The 21,633-nt window shown below is 59.8% G+C and carries 16 protein-coding genes and 1 pseudogene; 10 read left to right on the top strand and 7 right to left on the bottom strand.

Annotation, left to right across the window (positions count from 1 at the left end):
* The first annotated feature begins 33 nt into the window (after nucleotides 1-33).
* Nucleotides 34-729 (top strand): pirin family protein, encoded by a 696-nt coding sequence (locus ACP7CZ_RS25385; RefSeq protein ID WP_054922186.1) that lies wholly within the window; start codon nucleotides 34-36, stop codon nucleotides 727-729.
* A gap of 114 nt (nucleotides 730-843) precedes the next feature.
* Here the strand turns inward: ACP7CZ_RS25385 and pgm are convergent, their stop codons facing one another.
* From pgm to ACP7CZ_RS25365, 4 genes are all read right to left on the bottom strand, one after another.
* Nucleotides 844-2,487 carry a phosphoglucomutase (alpha-D-glucose-1,6-bisphosphate-dependent) gene (gene pgm / locus ACP7CZ_RS25380; protein ID WP_198791624.1) on the bottom strand — a complete coding sequence of 548 codons (1,644 nt, stop codon included), beginning with the start codon at nucleotides 2,485-2,487 and terminating at the stop codon, nucleotides 844-846.
* A 260-nt stretch (nucleotides 2,488-2,747) separates the two neighbouring features.
* Nucleotides 2,748-4,151, bottom strand: a complete 1,404-nt coding sequence (locus tag ACP7CZ_RS25375; protein ID WP_034127380.1) for a PLP-dependent aminotransferase family protein — start codon at nucleotides 4,149-4,151, stop codon at nucleotides 2,748-2,750.
* Nucleotides 4,152-4,187: 36 nt separating this feature from the next.
* Entirely contained in the window at nucleotides 4,188-5,612 is a 1,425-nt protein-coding gene (locus ACP7CZ_RS25370; RefSeq protein WP_172415478.1) for a hypothetical protein, read from the bottom strand.
* 706 nt (nucleotides 5,613-6,318) lie between these two features.
* Entirely contained in the window at nucleotides 6,319-7,341 is a 1,023-nt protein-coding gene (locus ACP7CZ_RS25365; RefSeq protein ID WP_032891964.1) for a zinc-dependent alcohol dehydrogenase family protein, read from the bottom strand.
* Between the two features lie 269 nt (nucleotides 7,342-7,610).
* Between ACP7CZ_RS25365 and ACP7CZ_RS25360 the strand changes: the two genes are divergently transcribed.
* Nucleotides 7,611-8,525: a LysR family transcriptional regulator gene (locus ACP7CZ_RS25360; RefSeq protein ID WP_034127379.1), complete on the top strand. Its 915-nt coding sequence runs from the start codon at nucleotides 7,611-7,613 to the stop codon at nucleotides 8,523-8,525.
* Nucleotides 8,526-8,711: 186 nt separating this feature from the next.
* On the opposite strand, the gene ACP7CZ_RS25355 is transcribed toward ACP7CZ_RS25360, so the two are convergent.
* Both ACP7CZ_RS25355 and ACP7CZ_RS25350 read right to left on the bottom strand, forming a co-directional pair.
* Nucleotides 8,712-9,617 (bottom strand): tetratricopeptide repeat protein, encoded by a 906-nt coding sequence (locus ACP7CZ_RS25355; RefSeq protein WP_169918805.1) that lies wholly within the window; start codon nucleotides 9,615-9,617, stop codon nucleotides 8,712-8,714.
* Nucleotides 9,618-10,146: 529 nt separating this feature from the next.
* A pseudogene (locus ACP7CZ_RS25350) lies at nucleotides 10,147-11,074 on the bottom strand (helix-turn-helix domain-containing protein).
* A 586-nt stretch (nucleotides 11,075-11,660) separates the two neighbouring features.
* Here ACP7CZ_RS25350 and ACP7CZ_RS25345 point away from each other — a divergent pair.
* The 8 genes from ACP7CZ_RS25345 to ACP7CZ_RS25310 all read left to right on the top strand — a co-directional run bounded on the left by ACP7CZ_RS25345 (nucleotide 11,661) and on the right by ACP7CZ_RS25310 (nucleotide 20,250).
* Complete coding sequence (locus ACP7CZ_RS25345) at nucleotides 11,661-12,719, top strand: aliphatic aldoxime dehydratase (RefSeq protein WP_294165719.1); 1,059 nt, start codon at nucleotides 11,661-11,663, stop codon at nucleotides 12,717-12,719.
* Nucleotides 12,720-12,801: 82 nt separating this feature from the next.
* Nucleotides 12,802-13,668, top strand: a complete 867-nt coding sequence (locus ACP7CZ_RS25340) for a transporter (RefSeq protein WP_072448579.1) — start codon at nucleotides 12,802-12,804, stop codon at nucleotides 13,666-13,668.
* 170 nt (nucleotides 13,669-13,838) lie between these two features.
* Complete coding sequence (locus tag ACP7CZ_RS25335; protein WP_034127374.1) at nucleotides 13,839-15,353, top strand: amidase; 1,515 nt, start codon at nucleotides 13,839-13,841, stop codon at nucleotides 15,351-15,353.
* Between the two features lie 75 nt (nucleotides 15,354-15,428).
* Nucleotides 15,429-16,022 carry a nitrile hydratase subunit alpha gene (nthA, locus tag ACP7CZ_RS25330; protein WP_054895913.1) on the top strand — a complete coding sequence of 198 codons (594 nt, stop codon included), beginning with the start codon at nucleotides 15,429-15,431 and terminating at the stop codon, nucleotides 16,020-16,022.
* Between the two features lie 41 nt (nucleotides 16,023-16,063).
* Nucleotides 16,064-16,720: a nitrile hydratase subunit beta gene (gene nthB / locus ACP7CZ_RS25325; RefSeq protein ID WP_096144579.1), complete on the top strand. Its 657-nt coding sequence runs from the start codon at nucleotides 16,064-16,066 to the stop codon at nucleotides 16,718-16,720.
* A complete protein-coding gene (locus ACP7CZ_RS25320; protein WP_294165724.1) occupies nucleotides 16,717-17,961 on the top strand; it encodes a GTP-binding protein in 1,245 nt (414 codons plus the stop codon). The genes nthB and ACP7CZ_RS25320 overlap by 4 nt, the downstream gene beginning before the upstream one ends.
* 70 nt (nucleotides 17,962-18,031) lie before the next feature.
* On the top strand, nucleotides 18,032-19,672 hold the full coding sequence (locus ACP7CZ_RS25315; protein WP_294165726.1) for an AMP-binding protein: 1,641 nt from the start codon (nucleotides 18,032-18,034) through the stop codon (nucleotides 19,670-19,672).
* A complete protein-coding gene (locus ACP7CZ_RS25310; protein ID WP_034127369.1) occupies nucleotides 19,669-20,250 on the top strand; it encodes a TetR/AcrR family transcriptional regulator in 582 nt (193 codons plus the stop codon). The genes ACP7CZ_RS25315 and ACP7CZ_RS25310 overlap by 4 nt, the downstream gene beginning before the upstream one ends.
* 27 nt (nucleotides 20,251-20,277) lie before the next feature.
* Here the strand turns inward: ACP7CZ_RS25310 and ACP7CZ_RS25305 are convergent, their stop codons facing one another.
* The gene (locus ACP7CZ_RS25305) at nucleotides 20,278-21,555 is read right to left on the bottom strand and encodes a DUF2254 domain-containing protein (protein ID WP_294165727.1); all 1,278 of its coding nucleotides are present in this window, start codon (nucleotides 21,553-21,555) and stop codon (nucleotides 20,278-20,280) included.
* Nucleotides 21,556-21,633 lie beyond the last annotated feature (78 nt).

The raw sequence follows: 21,633 nt of genomic DNA, 5'->3' as shown, positions 1-21,633 counted from the left end.
GCGGGATGATGGGCTCATCAACAGGAGACGATCATGCTTGAACTTCGACCTTTCACCAGCCTGGGCGGCGCCCACCATGGCTGGCTTGACGCTCATCACCACTTTTCCTTTGCCGAATACCACGACCCCCAGCGCATGCACTGGGGCAACCTGCGGGTGTGGAACGACGACATCATCGCCCCCGGCAGCGGCTTTCCCCAGCACTCACACCGCGACATGGAAATCATCACCTACGTGCGCGAAGGGGCGATCAGCCATGCCGACAACTTGGGCAATAAAGGCCGCACCGAAGCCGGCGATGTGCAGGTAATGAGCGCGGGAACCGGCATTGCCCACAGCGAATACAACCTGGAGGCCACGCCAACCAAGATCTTTCAGATCTGGATCATTCCCAATGAAGCCGGCTTGCCACCGTCCTGGGGCGCCAAACCGTTTCCGCAAGGCAACCGCGAGGGCTTTGTGACGCTGGCCAGCGGCAAGGCTGGCGACAGTGAAAGCTTGCGGATTCGTGCCGATGCACGCTTGGTGGCCGCGAACCTGAAGGCCGGGGAAAGCGCGGAGTACCGGTTGGACAGCGGTCGCCGTGCCTACTTGGTGCCAGCCACGGGCGTGATTGACGTCAATGGTGTGCGGGCACAGGCGCGGGACGGCGTGGCGGTTGAGGATGAACAAGTGTTGCGGGTGACCGCAATCGAGGACAGCGAAATCGTGCTGGTGGACCTGGCCTGATCATGTAGGAGCGAGCTTGCTCGCGAAGAACTCACCGGCACCGCGTTCACTCAGGAAGCACGCGTTATCGTTGACGTTTTTCGCGAGCAAGCTCGCTCCTACATACAGTGTCAGTTATTGGCTGATTGCGCCGTCTACCAACACCTGCGCTTCTTCCACCAGTTGCTTGAGGTGTTCTTCGCCGATAAAGCTCTCGGCGTAGATCTTGTAGATGTCCTCAGTGCCCGAAGGCCGTGCGGCAAACCAGCCGTTTTCGGTCATGACTTTCAAACCGCCAATTGCCTGGTTGTTGCCCGGCGCATGGCTGAGGATCTGTTGAATGCTCTCCCCGGCCAATTGCGTGGACGTCACCTGCTCCGGTGATAGTTTGCCCAACAGGGCTTTTTGCGCGGGAGTGGCCTTGGCATCGACGCGAATGGCGAACGGCTCACCCAGGGCATCGGTCAAGCCACGGTAGATCTGGCTTGGGTCCTGGCCTTTGCGCGAGGTCATTTCCGCGGCCAGCAAGGCCGGAATCAGGCCGTCCTTGTCGGTACTCCACACGCTGCCGTCCTTGCGCAGGAACGAGGCACCGGCGCTTTCTTCGCCGCCAAACCCCAACGAACCTTCAAACAAGCCATCGGCAAACCATTTGAAGCCCACCGGCACTTCGTACAGGCGACGGCCGATGCGCGCGGCGACGCGGTCGATCAGGCCGCTGCTGACCACGGTCTTGCCCACGGCCGCATCGGCACGCCAGTCCGGGCGGTTCTGGAACAGATAGTCGATGGACACCGCCAGGTAGTTGTTGGGCGCCAGCAAACCACCGGAAGGCGTGACGATGCCGTGGCGGTCGTGGTCCGGGTCGCAGGCGAAGGCAACGTCGAAACGCTCCTTGAGACCGATCAGGCTTTGCATGGCATAGCTGGAGGACGGGTCCATGCGAATCTGGCCGTCCCAGTCGACGCTCATGAAGCGAAAGGTGGCGTCGACCTCGGTATTCACCACCTCCAGGTTCAAACGGTAGTGCTCGGCAATCGCCGACCAGTAGCGCACCCCTGCTCCGCCCAGCGGATCCACGCCCAAGCGCAGGTCGGCGCTGCGGATCGCGTCCATGTCGATCACATTGATCAGGTCGGCCACATAGCTGTTGAGGTAGTCATGGCGATGGGTGGTGTCGGCCTTGAGCGCCTGGGCGTGAGTGATGCGCTTGACTCCGGCCAGCTTGTTGGCAAGCAGTTCGTTGGCCTTGGCTTCGATCCACTTGGTGACGTGAGTATCGGCTGGGCCACCGTTAGGCGGGTTGTACTTGTAGCCGCCACTTTGCGGCGGGTTGTGGGACGGTGTAATCACAATACCGTCCGCCAGGCCGCTGGTACGGCCACGGTTATAGCAGATGATGGCGTGGGAAATCGCCGGCGTCGGCGTGTACTCGTCGCCCTCGGCCAGCATCACGTGCACGCCGTTGGCCGCCAGTACTTCCAAGGCGCTGGCACCGGCTGGCGTCGACAATGCATGGGTATCCAGGCCGACAAACAAGGGGCCGGTAATGCCCTGAGCTTCGCGGTACAGGCAAATGGCCTGGCTGATAGCCAGCACATGCCACTCGTTGAAACTCAGTTCGAACGAACTGCCACGGTGCCCGGAGGTACCAAAAGCCACGCGCTGAGTGGAGATCGCTGCATCAGGCTGGCCGGTGTAATAGGCCGTGACCAGTCGCGGGATATCCGCCAGCAACTGGGCTGGTGCCGGCTTGCCCGCAAAAGGACTGATAGTCATGCATAAACCTCGCAAAGAAGGATTCGGAAAAAATGACAGTTTACTGGGACTTGGACTACTGCGCGACGGTATCGATCCGACGGCCTGAAGAGAAATTTCATACGCTACAGCCTGATCGGCTGTCAGGCCGCTATCGCAGGCAAGCCGGCTCACACATTGGATAGTTGTAGGAGCGAGCTTGCTCGCGAAAAACTCACAGGCGCCGCGTTTATTCAGGCAGCGCGCGTTATCGTTGACGTTTTTCGCGAGCAAGCTCGCTCCTACTCGGTCTGCGCCTGCAGGAGCGTCTGCGCCAGCGTATCCAGGGCGATGTCCAGGTTGGGATGGCCGCTGAAGGTATGGCTCAAGCGCATATGCTGGTGATGCAAACCACTGAGGCTGAACAGTTCGCCTGGGGCAATCACCACCTGCTGGGCGAGCATGCGCTGAAACACCAGGCGCATATCCACCGGCGCCGTCGACTGCAACCAAAAACTCGCCCCGGCCACGGGCATGCGGTAATGCACACACCCTTGCATACGCGCATCCAAGCGGTGACTCATGGCGTGCGCCTGCTCATGCAGGCGCTGGCGCAGCGTGTGAAGGTGCTGGTCGAACCGACCGCTTTCGTACAGCCGCGCAATGGCGCGTTGACGAATGGCGGACAGTCGAAACGAACGCAGCAAGAACTGGCGTTGCAATTCATTGCTCATCTGCCGCGCCAGCAGGTAACCAAAGGGCGCTTCCGGGCCCAAAACCTTTTCGAACGAAGAAAACACGATCAGCCGCTCTGGGTTGACCAGGCTGCGCAAGGCCGATCCGGGCGGCGCAAAGCTCAGGTCACCAAAGGTATCGTTCTCCAGCAACCAGCAGCCGTGCTGGTCGAGCAGACGCGCTACGTGCAGCCGCTCGGGGTCGGTCATGGCGTTACCCGAAGGCATGCTGACCACGGATGAGAGCAGCACGAGGTGCACTGGTTCATGACGCAGCAGGTGCTCCAATGTGGTCAAGTCCGGGCGGCCGTCGGCACGCCAGGGCCATTCAATGACCCGCACGCCAGCGGCCTGTAGCAGGCGCAAGACCAGGTAATCGCACGGCGATTCAACTACCACCACCGTGCCTTTAAGGTCCAGGGCATCAACGAGAATTTCCAGAACGCCCTGAAGGTCGGCACCGATATACACCTCATCAGCTTGCCAACAATGGGTGGGCGACGCGGTATAACGTGCTGCCAATGCAGCACGCAACTCCCACACGCCACAAGGTTGCGACGGTTGCAGATGATGGGGATACCGGCGCACCAGTTGGCGCTCCAGCGCCAGCAACGCGCCATCGAGGGACCCCAACAGCGCCGGTTCATCATTGCTGAGCACAACCATCGCCGGGCGCCGGGCGGCTGTATACAAGCGCTCGAGCAAGTCCGTACCCGCCATGATGGGCATGGTTGCGGCCACGGGCCAGGCGAAGTAGCCGGACTTGGCCACCGAGTACACTCGCCCTTCTTTTTCCAACAGCGAGTAAGCGTACTGAATCGTCGAGATTGACACGTTCAACCGCGTCGCCAACTGGCGCAGGGACGGTAGCTTGACCGGTGCTTCCCGGCTGACTTCATTGATCAGGTTGATCATGTAGCGATACACCGCCTGATAGGCAAAGTCTGCCTGTCGCTCTCCCCTCAGGTTCATCGCTGATCACCAGTTTCCATAGGTGAATACACGCGACTAGCGTCCCGACATTTGAGTGATACGAGCCTTGGACCGCTTGAAACGAGGTTCACATACACGCGCACTGCGTTTGCCCGGCAGCGGGCATTTGCGGTACAGGTGCTGCAACAACGGCAGCGACAACCCGCTGATATCCATCAGCCACTGGTGCAGCATGTCCGCGACGGGCTTGCCCTGCAGGGCCTTGTGGAGCTCGGGGAGCGCTACCAGCATGCCGGGATGGCATTGACGCAAGTAACCCTCCAGGCGTTCGCCATGCTGGACGAACGGCGCGAACACCAGGCAGGTCAATTGGCTTTCGTCCAGGCCAGAGAACGCCTGAGCACAAGCTGTAGACAACAGTTGGCCCTGCAGAGCACACGCTTCGGTGATCAACGCAACAGGTACCTGTCTTCGATGCAGGTAGTCCGCCGCCTGACGCAAGAACCCCTCGACGCCATGTTCGTAGGAGAGTTCGCGCAGGCACTGGGCCTGCAACCCATGCATATGCGCCATGAGTAAAGGGTTGGGGTAAGCAGGATGGCTGAAGTGGAACTCGAATGGGTCCCGCTTGTGGGCGAGGAATTGAGTGAGCAGTGGCGCTTGGGCAACGTCCACGTCGTCAAGCAGGTCGGCAATGCCGATATATGCCACATGACGGTGCCCGCCCCGGCCAGGACTCTCAGCGCCTGCGTAGTGCTCGCCATACAGGTGGCGGTAGCAACCGACACTCCATTCCTCCATGCGTGCAAACCATGCACTGAGCGACGACGGGTTAGCGGGTGCGAATGTCAGGCCGGTTGCCAAGGCGCTTTTTTTCAGCCACGCGATATATTGGCTTTGCTTGCGCACCGAGTCGCCGCTGACCAGAGCATGCACGCCGCCATTCCAGGTGGCGACCCGCTGGTAGAAATCGCCGAGGGCCAAAAAAGTGTCGTTGCACAGGGTGGCACGAATGTCGCCGGACGTCAGGTGCCCGATCATCAGCTTGTTGCGCCGGCTCACTTCACGCCCGGCACTGGCCGCAGGCCGTTGATGATTGAAGGGCAGCACTTCGTGGTTTTCCACCATCAACAGTTCCACCCGTGGGTCATCGTGGAAAAATAGCGCGCCGTAGCCGTGGTGCAGCGAATCGAGCGTGGCCTGAGTCATACCCGCGTGCCGCAACGTGGCCACACGCAAATGAAAAGTCTTGGGCGCGCGCCCAGCGATGGTCAGTTGCGCAGCGCGCAGCATCGCCAAGGTGTAGCTGCTGACTGCGCCGCCGCCGTGCCCGATCAGTACTTTGTAATTCCCCACTTGCTCCATGCCACCGGCGGCCACCACGATTCGCTGGATCAGCAATTGAAGCACCGTACGTTCAGCACGGGTAAAGTGCCCCACTAAACGTTGCAAAACTTGCTGGTAAACATAGCTCATGGCTTGTTCGTGAATAGTGCTCATCGTTCTACTACCTGAGTTGAAATATTAGTTTCGAGCAACTACCACACAGGAGCGCTCGACCTATTACACTTGTAGGCTTGTCATCCGTTGCGCAGCACGACATGGATTCAACATTAGCACTCTGCAACAAAAGTGCAGGTACAACCAAAAGAACAGTCGATGACTATCCCAGGACGTGAACCACGTAGCTGCGCGCCTTACAGCGCCAAAGACCGCCAGCCTTAGGAAGGCTCTGACAACGTCCTACACTGCTTTAACTAAGAAATTAGAGAAGCATCCGACAAATATTAATCATCCACTCATCCTGGCTTCTTGCAAAACGACGGGGTGCACACTTTGTACTTTTCGAAAAAAAAATCAGACCATCGTTAGTTCCGCAAGCGCGAGATGTTAATGCCCGGCATTCAATCATGGCTCAATCCTTGAGATGACAAAGAAGGCTCAATTATCGGCACTCAAACAATGATTAACAGATACAGAACAGCGTCGAAAAGCAGTTCAGATGGCCTGCCAACCCAACTTAAATGACGCCCACACAACAGCGCCGCACTGGATTTCAGGGCGGCGTAGGGCAATAACGGTATTGTTTACGGGGCGCAGCGCCCGTGCGGCGGCTCAACCCCGGTGCGGGTTAAGCCCTGTCAAATGGCGCATTTGCCTCATCAGCTCAGGCGCCGGAGTATTCATTTGCGAATACTCCTACAGCTCAAACAGCTTCAACCTGCAACGCCACCCGTTCGCGGCAAGGGCATTCATCCATGTATCGGTGCGCTTCGACGAACTGACTGAACGGAAATACCGTGGTTTTCAGTGGGACAAGCACACGGTCGGCTGTCAGTTGGTTGATATCGCGCAACGCACGCTGCAACGCCACCTGGTCCTGGATAATGCCCAGCTCCGGCTTGCCGGTGAAGTTGCCGATACAGTGCACAAAGAACTGAATGTTCTTCTGGAACGCCGCACAGGCCGGGAACGGCGTCTGGTTGCCACCTTGCAGGCCATACAGCACCAGGCTGCCACGCGGCGCCAGGACATCACCGAGCAGCGACATCTGCGGGCCACCCAGGCCATCGAACACCACGTCGACGCCACGGTTGTCGGTGAACTTGTTGATCTGCATCAGCAGGTCTTGTTCTTCGGTAACGATGACCTTTTCCGCCCCGAGGGACAGCAGGTATTCACGTTCAGCACTGTCTTTGGTGGCAGCAATCACCCGCACACCCAGGGCCTTGCCCAGCTGCACAAACGAAGGGCCGGCACAGTGGCTGGCGTCGGTCACCAGGGCAAACTGGCCGGGTTTGACCCGCGCCAGGTCCATATACGCAAAGTACGCGATGAGCAACGGCGTGTAATGCACGCTGGCTTCAATCGGGCTCAAGACATCCGGGTACCGGGTCAGGGCCGAACGGGGCAAGACGATCTGCTCGCCATACACCGGGTAATCATTGGGGCTCTCGGCCGGAAAACTGGCGACTTTATCGCCGACCGCCAAGTCATCCACGCCATCGCCCAGGGCAACCACAACCCCGGCCATCTCATGGCCCAGGCCAGAAGGCAGGCGTGCGTGGGAAGACGCCAGGTTCTGGCGCCACAGAATGTCGTACCAACTGATGCCGATCGCGTCGACACGCACCTGCACTTCGCCCGGTGCGGGCTGCGCGGCCGCATGCTCTTCGCATTTGAGCACCTCGGCCGGACCAAACTTGTGAAAACGGATCGTGCGGGACATCGCAAACCTCGTCAAAGTAACCTCTAATGCCATGAACTTTATCTGGGCTTTGGGGGTAAGACCACCGGTCACCATTAATAGTCGACATGCCTGTCATTGATTCCGCGAGCGAGGAACACACCTCAACTATCGTAGGAAAAATCAATTAGCCGGTGCAGAGTACCAGCCTTTCCCCGTAAGATTCATGCCGGTCATCCTTCTGAAGCGAACCTCAGGGGGTTGGTACGTGACCGCTCACATCAAGTTTGCTGACTCTTCCAGGACACAAGATGAACCGTAACGACCTGCGTCGTGTCGACCTTAACCTCTTGATCGTATTCGAAACCTTGATGCATGAGCGCAGTGTGACCCGCGCCGCCGAGAAATTGTTCCTCGGCCAGCCGGCCATCAGCGCAGCGTTGTCACGCCTGCGCGGGTTGTTCGATGACCCCCTGTTCGTGCGCACCGGGCGCAGCATGGAACCCTCGGCCCGCGCCGTGGAAATCTTCGCCCTGCTCTCCCCGGCCCTGGACTCGATCTCCACCGCCGTCAGCCGCGCCGCCGAATTCGACCCGGCCACCAGCACCGCCGTGTTTCGCATTGGCCTGTCCGACGACGTCGAGTTCGCCTTGCTCCCGCAGTTGCTCAAACGCCTGCGCTCCGAAGCCCCCGGCATCGTGCTGGTAGTACGCCGCGTCAACTACATCCTGATGCCCGGCCTGCTCGCCTCCGGCGAAATCTCCATCGGCGTCAGCTACACCGCCGACCTGCCCGCCAACGCCAAGCGCAAGGTACTGCGCCGCAGCCTGCCCAAACTGCTGCGCGCCGACAGCGTACCGGGCTCGCTGAGCCTGGACGACTTCTGCTCACGGCCCCACGCGCTCGTGTCCTTTGCCGGTGACTTGAGCGGGTTTATCGATGAAGAGCTGGAAAAACTCGGCCGCAAGCGCCACGTAGTGCTCGCGGTGCCACAGTTCAATGGCTTGGGTACGTTGCTGGCGGGTACTGACATTCTGGCCACCGTGCCGGATTATGCGGCGGAAGCGCTGACGTCAGCGGGTGGTTTGCGTGCCGAGGACCCGCCGTTGCCGGTGCGCTCGTTTGAGCTGCACATGGCGTGGCGGGGGTCGCAGGATAATGATCCGGGGGAGCGGTGGTTGAGGTCGCGGATTCAGATGTTTTTTGGCGATCCCGAAAGTTTATAGGGACCATGTGGCAGGCTGTTTAGCTGATCATTTCTGCCCCTTCTCATCCCTGGGAAACTCATCCACTCCATTCGACGACGCGGTGCACCGAGACCTCTTGGAAGCAGTTGACCGCGTCCTGGCCTTCTCCATGTTGGACTCTCAGCGTGCAGATATTCATGAGCGCTACAAATCGCGAGAAACCCGTCAACCGCAGGGCTTTCTCCCGCACAACCCCATCATGCGCTGGGTGTCTTGAGGCACGAAGACCAGCGGCGCCACGATCTCCCGCACGCCCGAACTGTCGGTCAGCGGCGCGGCGTTGCCCATTGTGATTTGCGACGCGGCCTTCATGACCCATGCGTCGACATTCGCGTCGCCCGAACCTGTGAGCATCGTTACTTTCGGCGTACCGCTGTCTGACGTGAAGCGATAGGACAGCCGCACGCTCTTCTTCTCGCCCGTGGCATTGACCGCTTCAAACACTTCCCGGACAGCCAGCCGCCGAGTCTGCAGTTTGAGAAAACTCGTCAGCCAGATTTGCTGATAACGTTTCATTTGGTCTTCAGTCAGCGGTTGTCCTGCCAGACGCAGACGATTCATGGCTTGCCACTCTTCGTCGCCACAGTAACGGATTGCGCCCAGATAGAGTGCCAAGGCGCCAGGCAAATCCTGCGGGCCACCCTTGCCTTCCTCCATTAAACGCCCCAGCGCCAGCACGGCATTGTTGCCAGACAGGCGATAGAACTGGCGCGCCTTGGCATAGTCCACGGGCTCACCCTCGCCGCGTTCGGCCATCTGACCCAACAGCACATTGGTGGCCGGTTTAATCTTGGCGGACTCTACGAACAAGGCACGGGCCTTGCGAAAATCCTGATCGACGCCGTGCCCGCCTTCCTGATACAGCTTGCCCAGCATGGCCATGCAGGTGGCGTTGCCGTAACCGGCGAAGCGTTCGATATAACGCAAGTTGTCTCGGTTGAAGGGCTCTATACCGGCAAGGCCCATGCAGCGAAAACCAACGTGGAGGGAATCGTAATCAGCAGGTCGAAGCAGGCTTTGACAGCCCGCGAGGGTGAAGAAAAACAAAAGAAGGTAGGCTGGTTTTAACATGGCGTCCATGCGTCCTTGCGGTAAAAGCAAGGCATTATGCCAGCCTTTGAGCAGAGGATATCGCCCAAATAGTGGCTTTTGCTGGAGGAAAGACACCCGTGCAACCACCCACTGGCACTCAGGCGCACGCGGTTACAGCTGCCGTAGAAGGGGCGCTCACGTTGGCGATCACGCCGAAGCAACCTCGTCCCGCTATATCGAATCGCAATGCCGTAGCGCTGGCTGCACTCGGTGCTGCACTGAACGAATGATGCTGACCGATAAGCTCAAGAATCTCGGCCAAACCACAAAAACGATCCCTGCGAGAGAAAAACACTGAGTACCAGCGCCTGCCAGACTGGAGTCCTTCGGAAATCGCCATTGGCGATCAATCGCACACTCGATGCGAATGAGGGCAAACAAAAGCGTTATCAACCTGAAAACATTGTCCTGGAGCCCAATCAAAATGCTTTGCGGGGATCCGGATAGCCTCTTTCATTCCTGGCTTTTCAGAGGCTCGCTACCCGGCACAAGCGCTCCTTCTTGCAATTCAATCGCGGCGTAAAAGCGTATTCGGTGCCACGCCAAACGCCTTGCGAAACGCATGGCTGAAATGCGAGAAATCAGAAAACCCAAAGTCCAGCGCCGCTTCGGACACACTGCGTACCTGGCCACGCTCGATTGCTTCTCGGCTGGCATTCAAGCGCTCTTTCCAGATCTCTGCAACGGGGGTTTTCTGGTAGCGTGCGAAGGCCCGTGTAACGGTGCGGGTGGACACATTGTGGGCTTTGGCGATGGCTTCAATCGACAGGTCCGGCTCGGTCAGGTGGCGTTGGATGTACTGCATGATGCGGCCGTAGAGGTCCATTTCCTGATGGCTGGTTTTCAGGTCCTGGAGTTCCAGGCTGATTACAAGCAGATCAAGCACAGCACTTGAGTAACGATTCGAGATGCGCTCATCCTGCAGGCGTGCTCGCGGCCTGGTGCAGCATTTCACGCAAGGGCACGACGCCTGGGCGCCGGTCGTCGAGGACCATCGCGGTGTACTCGGCAATACGCGGCAGGCGTTCGGTGAGCAACGCTCTGGGAATACGGATCAAGTGGTTTTCGGTACCACCCAGGCTGAAGCGAAACGCCTGGGTTGCGTCATAAAGAAACAAGTTGCCCGTCGCCAGGTTGGCTTTTCTTGAGCCTTGTTCGATTTGCCCATGGCCCTTTCGAGCGAAACCCAACCATAAATCTTCGGCCGGACCGCTGCGCAGGTGCTGCTCGGAACGCTCCCAGTAATGCAGCGGCGAAGACAGCGTACAGATGTCCAGCGCGCCGACTGTATTAAGGGTGAGCGAGCCATCAAAGCGGCTCTGGGACAAGGGTTTGCTATCGGCCGCCAGGCAATGACGACAGACCACTTCTTTCCAATAATCAAACCGACGTGTTGCAGGGACGGCAAGGGTCGAATACTGAGTGTTCGGGTTCATGACGCTGACCTCGACAACGATGCAATAGGCGCTCGAGAAGTTGTAACGTGCGGCCGATTGTCAGCCATCGAAGCAATTAACACGCCAAATGCAGTGGCAAGCCAGCTTCCACATTTGCACCGACGGGTGTCAGATAGAGGGAGGCGGCTGTCAGGCCGTCACGGGAGCAAGCTCCCTCGCCACAGGTCTCGCGTCTATGCCCGTTTAAGGGCACATCACATCACGCCATCAGCCCGTGTGCACCAGCGCAGACCACAGGTGAACCTCCGTAGCAGGACTGTCTTTGCCAACCAAGCGGTTGTCTCGCCTAACAAAGCGCGGCCTTCTCTGCCGGCCTAATTTCCACCTCGCAGCAGCTCATACCCCGCTGATGAGGCACGCCATGCATCGACACTCTGCACCACGACTGGCTGATTCCTCCTGGCTTCTGCAACGGCGCGACCTCGCGCCTGAGGAGTCGGCTTATTGGTTGATTGAATGGGGGGCCATGCAGCTACTGCAGCGACGGCAGGTCGCCAAGCGCCCCCTGCCGCCGACGCGATGACGCCCACCCGTAGGCCTGAACGAAAATAACGAGGAGCTCAAGATGGAATCTGCAATCGACACACATCTGAAATGCCCACGCACCCTGTCCCGCCGTGTACCCGAAGAGTATCAACCGCCGTTCCCGATGTGGGTGGCGCGCGCCGATGAGCAACTGCAACAAGTGGTGATGGCTTATCTGGGCGTGCAATATCAAGGAGATGCCCAGCGCGAGGCGGCCTTGCAGGCTATGCGCCACATCGTCGGCAGTTTCAGCCTGGCAGAGGGCCCGCAGAACTACGATTTGACCCAGCACACCGACAGCAGCGGCTTTGATAATCTGATTGTGGTCGGGTACTGGAAAGACCCTGCCGCCCATTGCCGCTGGTTGCGCTCACCCCAGGTGAATGACTGGTGGAGTTCACCGGATCGCCTGGGTGAAGGCCTGGGTTACTTCCGCGAAATCACCGCGCCACGCGCCGAGCAGTTCGAGACGCTATACGCCTTCCAGGAAAACCTGCCCGGTGTCGGCGCAATCATGGATGCCACCAGTGGCGAGATCGAAGAGCACGGCTATTGGGGCTCGATGCGCGACCGTTTCCCGATCTCCCAGACCGACTGGATGAAGCCCACGAGCGAGCTGCAAGTGGTCGCGGGCGACCCCGCCAAGGGCGGACGCGTCGTGGTGCTGGGGCACGACAACCTCACACTGATTCGTTCAGGCCAGGACTGGGCGGATGCCGAGGCAGACGAGCGCTCCCTCTACCTCGACGAAATTTTACCGACGTTGCAGGACGGCATGGACTTCCTGCGTGACAACGGTCAGCCGCTGGGCTGCTACAGCAACAGGTTCGTGCGCAATATTGACCTGGACGGCAATGTTCTCGACCTGAGCTACAACATCGGTCACTGGCGCTCGGTGGAGAAACTCGAACGCTGGGCTGAATCCCACCCTACCCACCTGCGTATTTTCGTGACGTTCTTTCGCGTGGCCGCGGGTTTGAAGAAGTTGAGGCTGTACCACGAGGTGTCCGTGTCCGACGCCAAGAGCCAGGTCTTCGAGTACATCAACTGTCACTCGCAAACCGGCATGTTGCGCGACGCCTTGCCGCCCACAGCCTGAGCGCCCGCGGCGTTTAACAACCCGGCTTCTACCGCCTGCCACCCTTCACGGGTGGCCCGGTCCCCTGTGCGAGGAATAAACAATGAACAAGATCCACCTGCTGACTCTCTCAACCCTGTTGCCCGCCCTCCACGCCAACGCGGGTGAAGTCGCGCCTGGCGATTACGAGCAATATCCGGTCGGCGCCACTATCGGTGCGATTTATTATCAGCACGCCACTACGGACTCGGCTTACGCCAACGGCCACAAGGTCAGCTCTGACTTCAGGGTGACCTCCGACGTTGGCATCCTGCGTCTGCTCCATGTGTATGCGCTCAGCGACACAGTCACTATCGACCCGCAATTCCTCTTGCCTTTCGGGCACGTCTCCGGCGCAGGTGACGCCTCAGCACTGGGCAGTACTCGAGGCGTGGGCGACTTGATCCTCACCGCGCCGGTGAAATGGCGGTTCAACGAAGCCCGCGACACCCTCAGTATCGCCCCCTATGTGTATGTGCCTTCGGGGACGTATGACAAGGACGACGCGCTTAACCTAGGGGAGAACCGCTGGAAATTCGAACTGCAGAGCGCCTACGTCAAGCACTTCACAGAGAAATGGGCGATGGACCTGGTCGGCGGCGCGACCTGGTATGGCGACAATACGGATTACGGTGCAAATGCCGACCGCATGAAGCAGGACGTGTCCTACGCAGCGCAGATCATGGGGCGTTACATGCCGGACGCCACCACCACCTTTGGTATTGGCTTGGGGCGTACCTGGGGTGGCGAGACAAACGTCGAGCATGTCAATCAGGACAACGAACTAGGCACCACCAACTTGCGTCTCACCGCCACCAAGTTCGTCAGCCCCACCGACCAGGTGCAACTGCAATTGGGCAAAGACCTCTCGGTGGACAACGGCACCCGCGAAGACTTCCGCATGAACCTGCGCTACGCGCACATTTTTTAACGCCAGAAACTGCGACCGCGCGCCCTTGGCGCCTGGGTGTCCGGCTCAACCAAGTCGATGTCTTTCTCAACCAAGCCGCCGGCTGGATGCGCGGACTATCTTGAGCCCCAGGCTCGCTGATATTGAGCACGCAGTGCTCTTCGGCCACTTACGATAAGGACAGCCCAACCATGGCAATCGCTCGCCCCACCCTTGAACAGCTATTGGATATTTCGAGCAGCCTGCACATGCAACTCAGTGCAAAGCAAGCCGATGAATACCTGGCGCTTATGCAGGCAAGCTTCGACGCATATGACCTGGTTGACGAGCTGCCGGACTTCATCCCGCCGGTCCGTTATGAACGCAGCTCGGGCTATCGTCCCTCGGCCGCACACAACCCGCTCAACGCCTGGTACTTCCGCACCGAAGTCAACGGTGCGCGCGAAGGCAAGCTGGCGGGTAAAACGGTCGCCCTCAAGGACAATATTTCACTGGCTGGCGTCCCCATGATGAATGGTGCCAAGCCGCTTGAAGGCTTCGTTCCCGCCTTCGATGCCACGGTTGTCACGCGCTTGCTGGATGCCGGCGCGACCATCCTCGGCAAGGCAACGTGCGAACACTACTGCCTGTCCGGCGGCAGCCACACCTCCGATCCTGCACCGGTGCACAACCCCTTTCGCCAGGGCTTTGCCTCGGGAGGCTCGTCTTCCGGCAGCGCAGCACTGGTTGCCGCCGGCGAGGTCGACCTGGCAGTCGGCGGTGACCAGGGCGGGTCAATCCGCATCCCTTCCGCCTTCTGCGGCACTTACGGCATGAAGCCGACCCACGGACTGGTGCCCTACACCGGCATCATGGCCATCGAAGCGACTATCGATCACGCCGGCCCCATTACCGCAAACGTGCGCGACAACGCCTTGATGCTGGAAGTGATGGCCGGCGCCGATGGGCTCGATCCGCGACAAGCCGCGCCGCAGGTCGACGCTTACAGCGATTACCTGGAACGCGGTGTCAGCGGGCTGAGGATCGGCATCCTGCGCGAAGGTTTTGAACTGGCCAACCAGGACCCACGTGTGGCCTCTTGCGTACGTCAAGCCATTGCAGCGTTTTCGCGGCTGGGCGCGCAGGTCGAGGAGGTGTCGGTGCCTGAGCACAGCATTGCCGGTTCGCTATGGCACCCCATCGGCTGTGAAGGCTTGATGATGCAGATGATGCACGGCAATGGGGCCGGTTTTAACTGGCAAGGGCTGTATGACCTCGGGTTGCTGGACCAGCAAGCCGGATGGCGCGATCAGGCCAATGACCTGTCCGCCTCTCTCAAGCTGTGCATGTTCGTCGGGCAATACGGTCTGGAACGCTACAACGGACGTTTCTACGCCAAGGCACAAAACCTCAGGCGCGTGGCACGTGCCGGGTATGACGCCGCGTTGGCGCGGTATGACCTGCTGGTGATGCCCACCGTCCCGATCATCGCCCAACCCCACCCGCAGCCGGGTTGCTCGATTACCGAGTACGTGGCCCGTGCACTGGAAATGATCGGCAATGCCTCTGCCCAGGACATCACCGGGCATCCGGCCATGTCGATTCCCTGTGGTCTGGTAGACGGTTTACCTGTCGGGATGATGCTGGTCAGCAAGCACTATGCCGAAGGCACGATTTACCAGGCTGGCGCAGCGTTCGAGGCGTCGGTTGACTGGAAAAACTGTTAGCCGGTAATCCCGCGCAGCGCAAAAAGAACAAGCCGCCAGGCGCTGCCCAGAAGCTCAACGATGAGGAGTCAACTTATGAGCGCACATGAAGCAACCACATCAACACCGGGAGAACGCGCGCAAGCGCTACTGCAAGTGCTCAAACAGAAGGATCTGATCCCCGACGGTTACATCGACCACATGACACAGCTGATGGCACACCAATGGAGCCCGGAGAACGGGGCTCAAGTGGTCGCCAGAGCCTGGGTGGACCCGCAGTTTCGCGAACTGCTGCTCAAAGACGGCACCGCGGCGTGCGCCCAATTTGGCTATACCGGCCCGCAGGGTGAATACATTGTTGCGCTGCCAGACACGCCCAGCGTGAAAAACGTGATTGTGTGCAGCCTGTGCTCCTGCACCAACTGGCCTGTCCTGGGTTTGCCGCCGGAGTGGTACAAGGGCTTCGAGTTCCGCGCCCGACTGGTGCGCGAAGGGCGCACCGTCCTGCGGGAGCTGGGCACCGAGCTGCCGGCCGACGTCATCGTCAAGGTATGGGACACCAGCGCCGAAACCCGCTATCTGGTGCTGCCTGTACGGCCCAAGGGCAGCGAATCCATGGATGAAGAGGCCCTGCGAAAACTGATCACCAAGGATGTCCTTATCGGCGTGGCGCTGCCTTACGTGGCGTAAACGGTGCCCTTTGTTTTTTGCATTTTTCAGAGGTATTCACAATGGATGGCTTTCACGATCTCGGTGGGTTTCAAGGCTTTGGCAAAATCCCTCACACCATCAACAGCCTGAGCTACCAACCCGTGTTCAAGCAGGACTGGGAACACCTGGCCTACAGCCTGATGTTTGTCGGTGCCGATCACTTGAAAAAGTTCAGCGTGGACGAAGTTCGCCATGCCGTGGAGCGCCTCGACGTGCGCCAACATGTCGGCACCCAATACTACGAACGCTATGTCATCGCGACCGCCACCCTGTTGGTCGAAACCGGTGTGATCACCCAGGCGGAACTCGACCAGGCCCTGGGTTCGCACTTCAAGCTGGCGAACCCCGCGCATGCCAGCGGGCGCCCGGCCATCAGCGGCCGCCCGCCCTTTGAAGTGGGCGACCGGGTGGTGGTGCGCAACGAGTATGTGGCCGGGCATACCCGCATGCCGGCCTACGTGCGCGGCAAAGAAGGCGTGGTTGTGCACCGCACCGCGCAAAAGTGGCCCTTCCCTGACGCTATCGGCCACGGCGATCTGAGCGCGGCGCATCAGCCGACCTACCACGTCGAGTTTCGCGTGAAAGATCTCTGGGGCGACGCAGCAGATGAGGGGTTCGTGGTGGTCGACCTGTTCGAAAGCTACCTGGACCACGCCGATGGCACGGTGAACGCATGATGGACGGTGCCTTGGCAGGCCGACTGCCGGTGACGGTGCTTTCCGGCTTCCTCGGCGCCGGCAAAACCACCCTCCTCAACCATATCCTGCGCAATCGCGACGGCCTGCGCGTAGCGGTCATCGTCAATGATATGAGCGAGGTCAACATCGATGCCGAGCAGGTGCGGCGCGACGTAGCGCTGCACCGGGGCCGCGATGAGTTGATCGAGATGAGCAATGGCTGCATCTGCTGCACGCTGCGCGCCGATTTGCTCGAGCAGATCAGCGCCCTGGCACGCCAGCAACGTTTCGACTACTTGCTGATCGAGTCCACGGGGATTTCCGAGCCGATGCCGGTTGCCGAGACGTTCGCCTTCCTCGACGCGCAGGGCTTCAGCCTAAGCGAACTGGCGCGGCTCGATACTTTGGTGACGGTGGTCGATGGCAGTCGGTTTGAGGCATTGCTCGAATCGCCGGGCATCGTGGACCGCGACGACGCACCCACGCGCCACCTGACCGACCTGCTGATCGAGCAAGTGGAATACGCCAACGTCATTCTCGTCAACAAACTGGACCTGATCGACGAGCCCGGCTACCAGGCCGTGCATGCGATTCTTGCCGGCCTTAACCCGAGCGCGCGGATCATACCGAGGACTCAGGGTAACGTGGAGTTATCCGCCATCCTCGGTACTCACCTGTTTGATTTGCCCAGCCTTGTGGCCTCGCCCGGCTGGATGAAAAAAATGCAGGCCGACGACGCACCGGCCTCTGAATCGGACACCTATGGCGTGACCTCCTGGGTGTACCGCGAGCGTGCCCCCTTTCACCCACAGCGATTACTCGATTTTCTCCAGCAGCCCTGGCGAAACGGGCGACTGTTACGCAGCAAAGGTTACTTCTGGCTCGCCAGCAGGCACTTGGAAACCGGCCTGCTGGTGCAAAGCGGCAGGCAATTCCAGTGGGACTACGTCGGGCACTGGTGGAACTTCATCGAGCAGGCGCAATGGCCGCTGGATGAATATCGGTTGCAGAACATCATGGCCAAGTGGGACAGCATTGTCGGCGATTGCCGGCAAGAGCTGGTCTTTATCGGCCAGGGCCTGGACACCCAGGCACTGCAGCGCGCACTCGACAATTGCCTGCTGAGCGCTCGGGAAATCGCCGCTGGCCCCTCGGCCTGGCAAGCCCTGCCGGGGGCGACAACCTTTGACTCCCTGGCCTTATCGGCGCCGACGCCGTCCTTGCAGGCTGACCCCATTTGACCGAGGTAGAGGTGGCCGCGCAGCCTGCGTGGGCAGAGCACATATTCCAACAATAATAACCAGGTACGTTATGCGCGATTACGACTCAGCAGTCTCATCCTTCGATTATCTACAGCTGGCTGCCCGGGACTTGCACGGCGAACCCGGCGCCTTGAATGCCTGCATTGAATGCTGCGACCGGCATGCCCATGGCAATGGCGTGGCGTTGTATTGTGAAACGCGCGATGGCCACGCCACGCAGCACACCTTCAGCGAACTGCAGGCGCACGCGGCGCGCTTCGGCAACTTCCTGCGAGCCCATGGCGTGCAGCCGGGGGATCGGGTTGCCGGCCTGATGCCACGCACGGTTGAACTGGTGATTGCCATCTTGGGAACCTGGCGCATCGGGGCGGTCTACCAACCACTCTTTACCGCGTTCGGCCCCAAGGCCATTGAACAGCGACTGGACTGTTCCAACGCGCGCTGGATCGTGACCGACGCCCACAATCGTCCCAAGCTGGACGAGCTCTTCGACTGCCTCCACGTCATCGTGACCGACGCCACCTCACGGCGTCCCAGCGACTACGCGTTTTGGGATGTGCTGGAACATCAACAACCCGACTGCACACCTGAGCTGCTGGACGCCCGTGCGCCGTTCCTGCTGATGTGCACCTCGGGCACCACAGGGCCGGCCAAGCCGCTGGAGGTGCCTTTGAGCGCCATCCTTGCCTTCAAAAGTTATATGCGCGATTCAATCGACCTGCGCGAAGACGACCGTTTCTGGAACCTCGCCGACCCCGGCTGGGCCTATGGCTTGTATTACGCAGTGACCGGGCCACTGGCGTGCGGCCGGGCTACGCTGTTCCATGACGGCCCTTTCACCACGCAAAGCACCAGCCGGATTATCGCCAAGTACGGGATCAGCAACCTGGCCGGCTCGCCTACGGCCTTTCGCCTGTTGATTGACGCCGGGGCCGAGTTCGCCGACGCCGTACGTGGCCAACTGCGTGTCGTCAGCAGCGCCGGCGAACCGCTCAACCCACAAGTCATCCGTTGGTTCGCCGAACAGCTCGGCGTGGTCATTCACGATCATTACGGCCAAACCGAAATCGGCATGGTGCTGTGCAATCACCATGGGTTACGCCATCGGGTCCGCGAGGGTTCTGCCGGTTATGCGGTGCCGGGGTACCGGATTGTCGTGCTGGACGATGCGCAAAGGGAGTTGCCGACAGGCCAGCCGGGCGTACTGGCGGTGGATCGCGAGCGCTCGCCCCTGTGCTGGTTCAATGGCTACCTTCACATGCCCACCAAGGCGTTTGTGGGCCGTTATTACTTGAGCGGCGATATCGTGGAGCTCAATGAGGACGCCAGTATCAGCTTTGTCGGCCGTAACGACGATGTGATCACCACGTCCGGCTACCGCGTGGGGCCTTTCGATGTGGAGAGCGCGCTCGTCGAACATCCGGCAGTCGTCGAAACCGCGGTGATCGGCAAGCCCGACCCGCAACGCACCGAACTGATCAAGGCGTTTGTCGTGCTCAATCGTGAGTACCTGCCCAGTGTCGAGTTGGCAGAAGTCTTGCGCCTGCATGTCCGACAGCGCCTGGCTGCGCATGCGTACCCACGGGAAATCGAGTTCGTCGAGCAACTGCCCAAGACCCCCAGTGGTAAGTTGCAGCGGTTCATACTGCGCAACCAGGAAATTGCCAAGCAGCAGGCACTCGACACATGAGGACGGCTCTCGCGCTCAGCCGCTCGGAGTTTCAGCGCAGAGCCCTGGAGCTGTTCAAGGAGCGTAGTTTCAGCCAGGTCAGCATGCGCGAATTGGCAGCGCATGTTGGCATCAGCCCGGGAGCAATTTATCACCATGTAGAGAGCAAGGAAGCCATGTTGTATGAGTGGCTGATAGAGCTGTATCAGGCGCTCTTGTCGCACGTCGACCGGATCAACACCCGTAGATTGACGCCGGCACAACGTCTCACAACACTGATCGAAGGCCATCTTCAATTGCATGAACAGATGACCGGGCACTTCAAGTTAGCGGTCATGGACGCCAATTGCCTGGGCGCTCCGATGCAGGCGAGCGTTGAGCGATTGAGGCGAGCCTATGAGTCGCAACTCATGAAGGTGATCGGCCAGCAGGGCCATCAGCCCGGCGGGCCGTTGCGTGAGGGAGCGCTCACGGCGATTTTGCCCGTACTGAACAGCCTGCCCACATGGCTGAGCCCGACGATTGATAACTGTCAGCGTCGGCTTATTACAAAGACCATCGCCGATGCGGTCATAAAGGCCATTAATTCCCTACCTTGAGTGCCGCTGCGCAGGCCCAGTAGCCTCCTACACGCCTATCGCCTTGGCCAAGGCGCTTAGTCGCTCCTTCTCATGCTGCAGTGTCAGTGTTGCATGCGCGCGTGTGATGAGTTGGTCCGCCTGCCTAAGGCACGCCGTTTTGAACAGAACAGGGTCTATTTCGGCAAGGCTGATAAGGGCTTTCAACAGGCGAGCATCCACTTCGAACACACCTGCACCGTCTCTGCTGATCGGGGCGAAGAAATCCTCAAACAGATCATCGACGTTCAGCCCTCGAACAAATACCTGCTCACACTGCTGATCTGTCTGCCGGCCAGACCCGCCGGGCTTACCCCAGCATGTCAACGTTCTCACTCCCCGGCCAATCACATCAATAGCGGTACCTGGATCGTTGACGGCAGGTGACAACGCGCGCGAAGCGATTTCAGAGAGGACGCAGAGGCCGAAACGGGGATCGTGTTCGAATGTGCGACGGTTACCGATGGTCAGCGTAGACAGGATCTTTTCCCTGGTGGCCTGTGTGCCATCGTCTTGCCTGGTGCCCAGGCTGACCACGTGCAACAGTGGCATGCCTTCGTGTACGAAGGTTCCCGGCACCACCTCCAGGTAAATATGCGTGCAGTCATGCTGCGCGATAGCGCCCAAGGCCAACACGTCGATATGCTGCACATAGCCCGTCTGCTCACTTTCGATGGTCATTGCGCCGGGGGCCAGAGCGTGATCGGTCGGGTAGGCTGCAGCGCCGAGGCAGGGCCATTGGGCGCGTTGGCTGATGGCCGCCATGGCCGCTTTTTCGACGCGGTCGATGGTTTCTCCTACCCTGCCGAGCTTGGACAAATGGTCGATCCACCGCAGCAGGGTGTAGACCACCAGTACAACCACGGCGATGGTCACCGCGAACAGCAGCACGCGACCCTGCGCGCCGTAGGCGCCGGTGCTCAGGGCAATGATGCCTACTAGGCTGAAAAGAAATGAGCCAATAAACGTAGCGAGGGCGTTTTGCGTCGTAGTGTCTTCCATCACCAAAGTGGTGGCTCGCGGGGTCACACCACTACTTGCGGCACCGTACGCGGTGACCATCGTGCTCAAAGAAAAGGTCGTGACGGCCAGCATGCTGGACGCAATGATGCCCAGAATCTTGTCCACCGCATCTGCACCGATGCGCGTGGGCAGGGACTCGGGAACGAAGTCTTTGAACACAACGGCAAGCAGTGCCGTAGCGACCCCTAGAAGCGAGAACAAGGAGGCTCTGAACCACAATCGCTTGGTGAGACGATGGGTTGCCCAGCGCAAACGGTCGATCATGTGGTGCCCTCGGTGACTGCGTCGATTTGAACGGAGTGTACATGGCTGTCGATACTGGCTAAGTTGAATTAATCTTGG

Origin of the sequence: Pseudomonas sp. DWP2-2 (assembly GCF_049897065.1) — a bacterium.
GTDB classification, from domain to species: domain Bacteria; phylum Pseudomonadota; class Gammaproteobacteria; order Pseudomonadales; family Pseudomonadaceae; genus Aquipseudomonas; species Aquipseudomonas paracarnis.
This window is presented reverse-complemented; position numbering and strand designations above follow the sequence as displayed.

Coding starts and splice junctions, on each gene's coding strand:
- ACP7CZ_RS25385 (WP_054922186.1), top strand. CDS start 34: ATGCTTGAACTTCGACCTTTCACCAGCCTGGGCGGCGCCCACCATGGC.
- pgm (WP_198791624.1), bottom strand. CDS start 2,487: ATGACTATCAGTCCTTTTGCGGGCAAGCCGGCACCAGCCCAGTTGCTG.
- ACP7CZ_RS25375 (WP_034127380.1), bottom strand. CDS start 4,151: ATGAACCTGAGGGGAGAGCGACAGGCAGACTTTGCCTATCAGGCGGTG.
- ACP7CZ_RS25370 (WP_172415478.1), bottom strand. CDS start 5,612: ATGAGCACTATTCACGAACAAGCCATGAGCTATGTTTACCAGCAAGTT.
- ACP7CZ_RS25365 (WP_032891964.1), bottom strand. CDS start 7,341: ATGTCCCGCACGATCCGTTTTCACAAGTTTGGTCCGGCCGAGGTGCTC.
- ACP7CZ_RS25360 (WP_034127379.1), top strand. CDS start 7,611: ATGAACCGTAACGACCTGCGTCGTGTCGACCTTAACCTCTTGATCGTA.
- ACP7CZ_RS25355 (WP_169918805.1), bottom strand. CDS start 9,617: ATGTTAAAACCAGCCTACCTTCTTTTGTTTTTCTTCACCCTCGCGGGC.
- ACP7CZ_RS25345 (WP_294165719.1), top strand. CDS start 11,661: ATGGAATCTGCAATCGACACACATCTGAAATGCCCACGCACCCTGTCC.
- ACP7CZ_RS25340 (WP_072448579.1), top strand. CDS start 12,802: ATGAACAAGATCCACCTGCTGACTCTCTCAACCCTGTTGCCCGCCCTC.
- ACP7CZ_RS25335 (WP_034127374.1), top strand. CDS start 13,839: ATGGCAATCGCTCGCCCCACCCTTGAACAGCTATTGGATATTTCGAGC.
- nthA (WP_054895913.1), top strand. CDS start 15,429: ATGAGCGCACATGAAGCAACCACATCAACACCGGGAGAACGCGCGCAA.
- nthB (WP_096144579.1), top strand. CDS start 16,064: ATGGATGGCTTTCACGATCTCGGTGGGTTTCAAGGCTTTGGCAAAATC.
- ACP7CZ_RS25320 (WP_294165724.1), top strand. CDS start 16,717: ATGATGGACGGTGCCTTGGCAGGCCGACTGCCGGTGACGGTGCTTTCC.
- ACP7CZ_RS25315 (WP_294165726.1), top strand. CDS start 18,032: ATGCGCGATTACGACTCAGCAGTCTCATCCTTCGATTATCTACAGCTG.
- ACP7CZ_RS25310 (WP_034127369.1), top strand. CDS start 19,669: ATGAGGACGGCTCTCGCGCTCAGCCGCTCGGAGTTTCAGCGCAGAGCC.
- ACP7CZ_RS25305 (WP_294165727.1), bottom strand. CDS start 21,555: ATGATCGACCGTTTGCGCTGGGCAACCCATCGTCTCACCAAGCGATTG.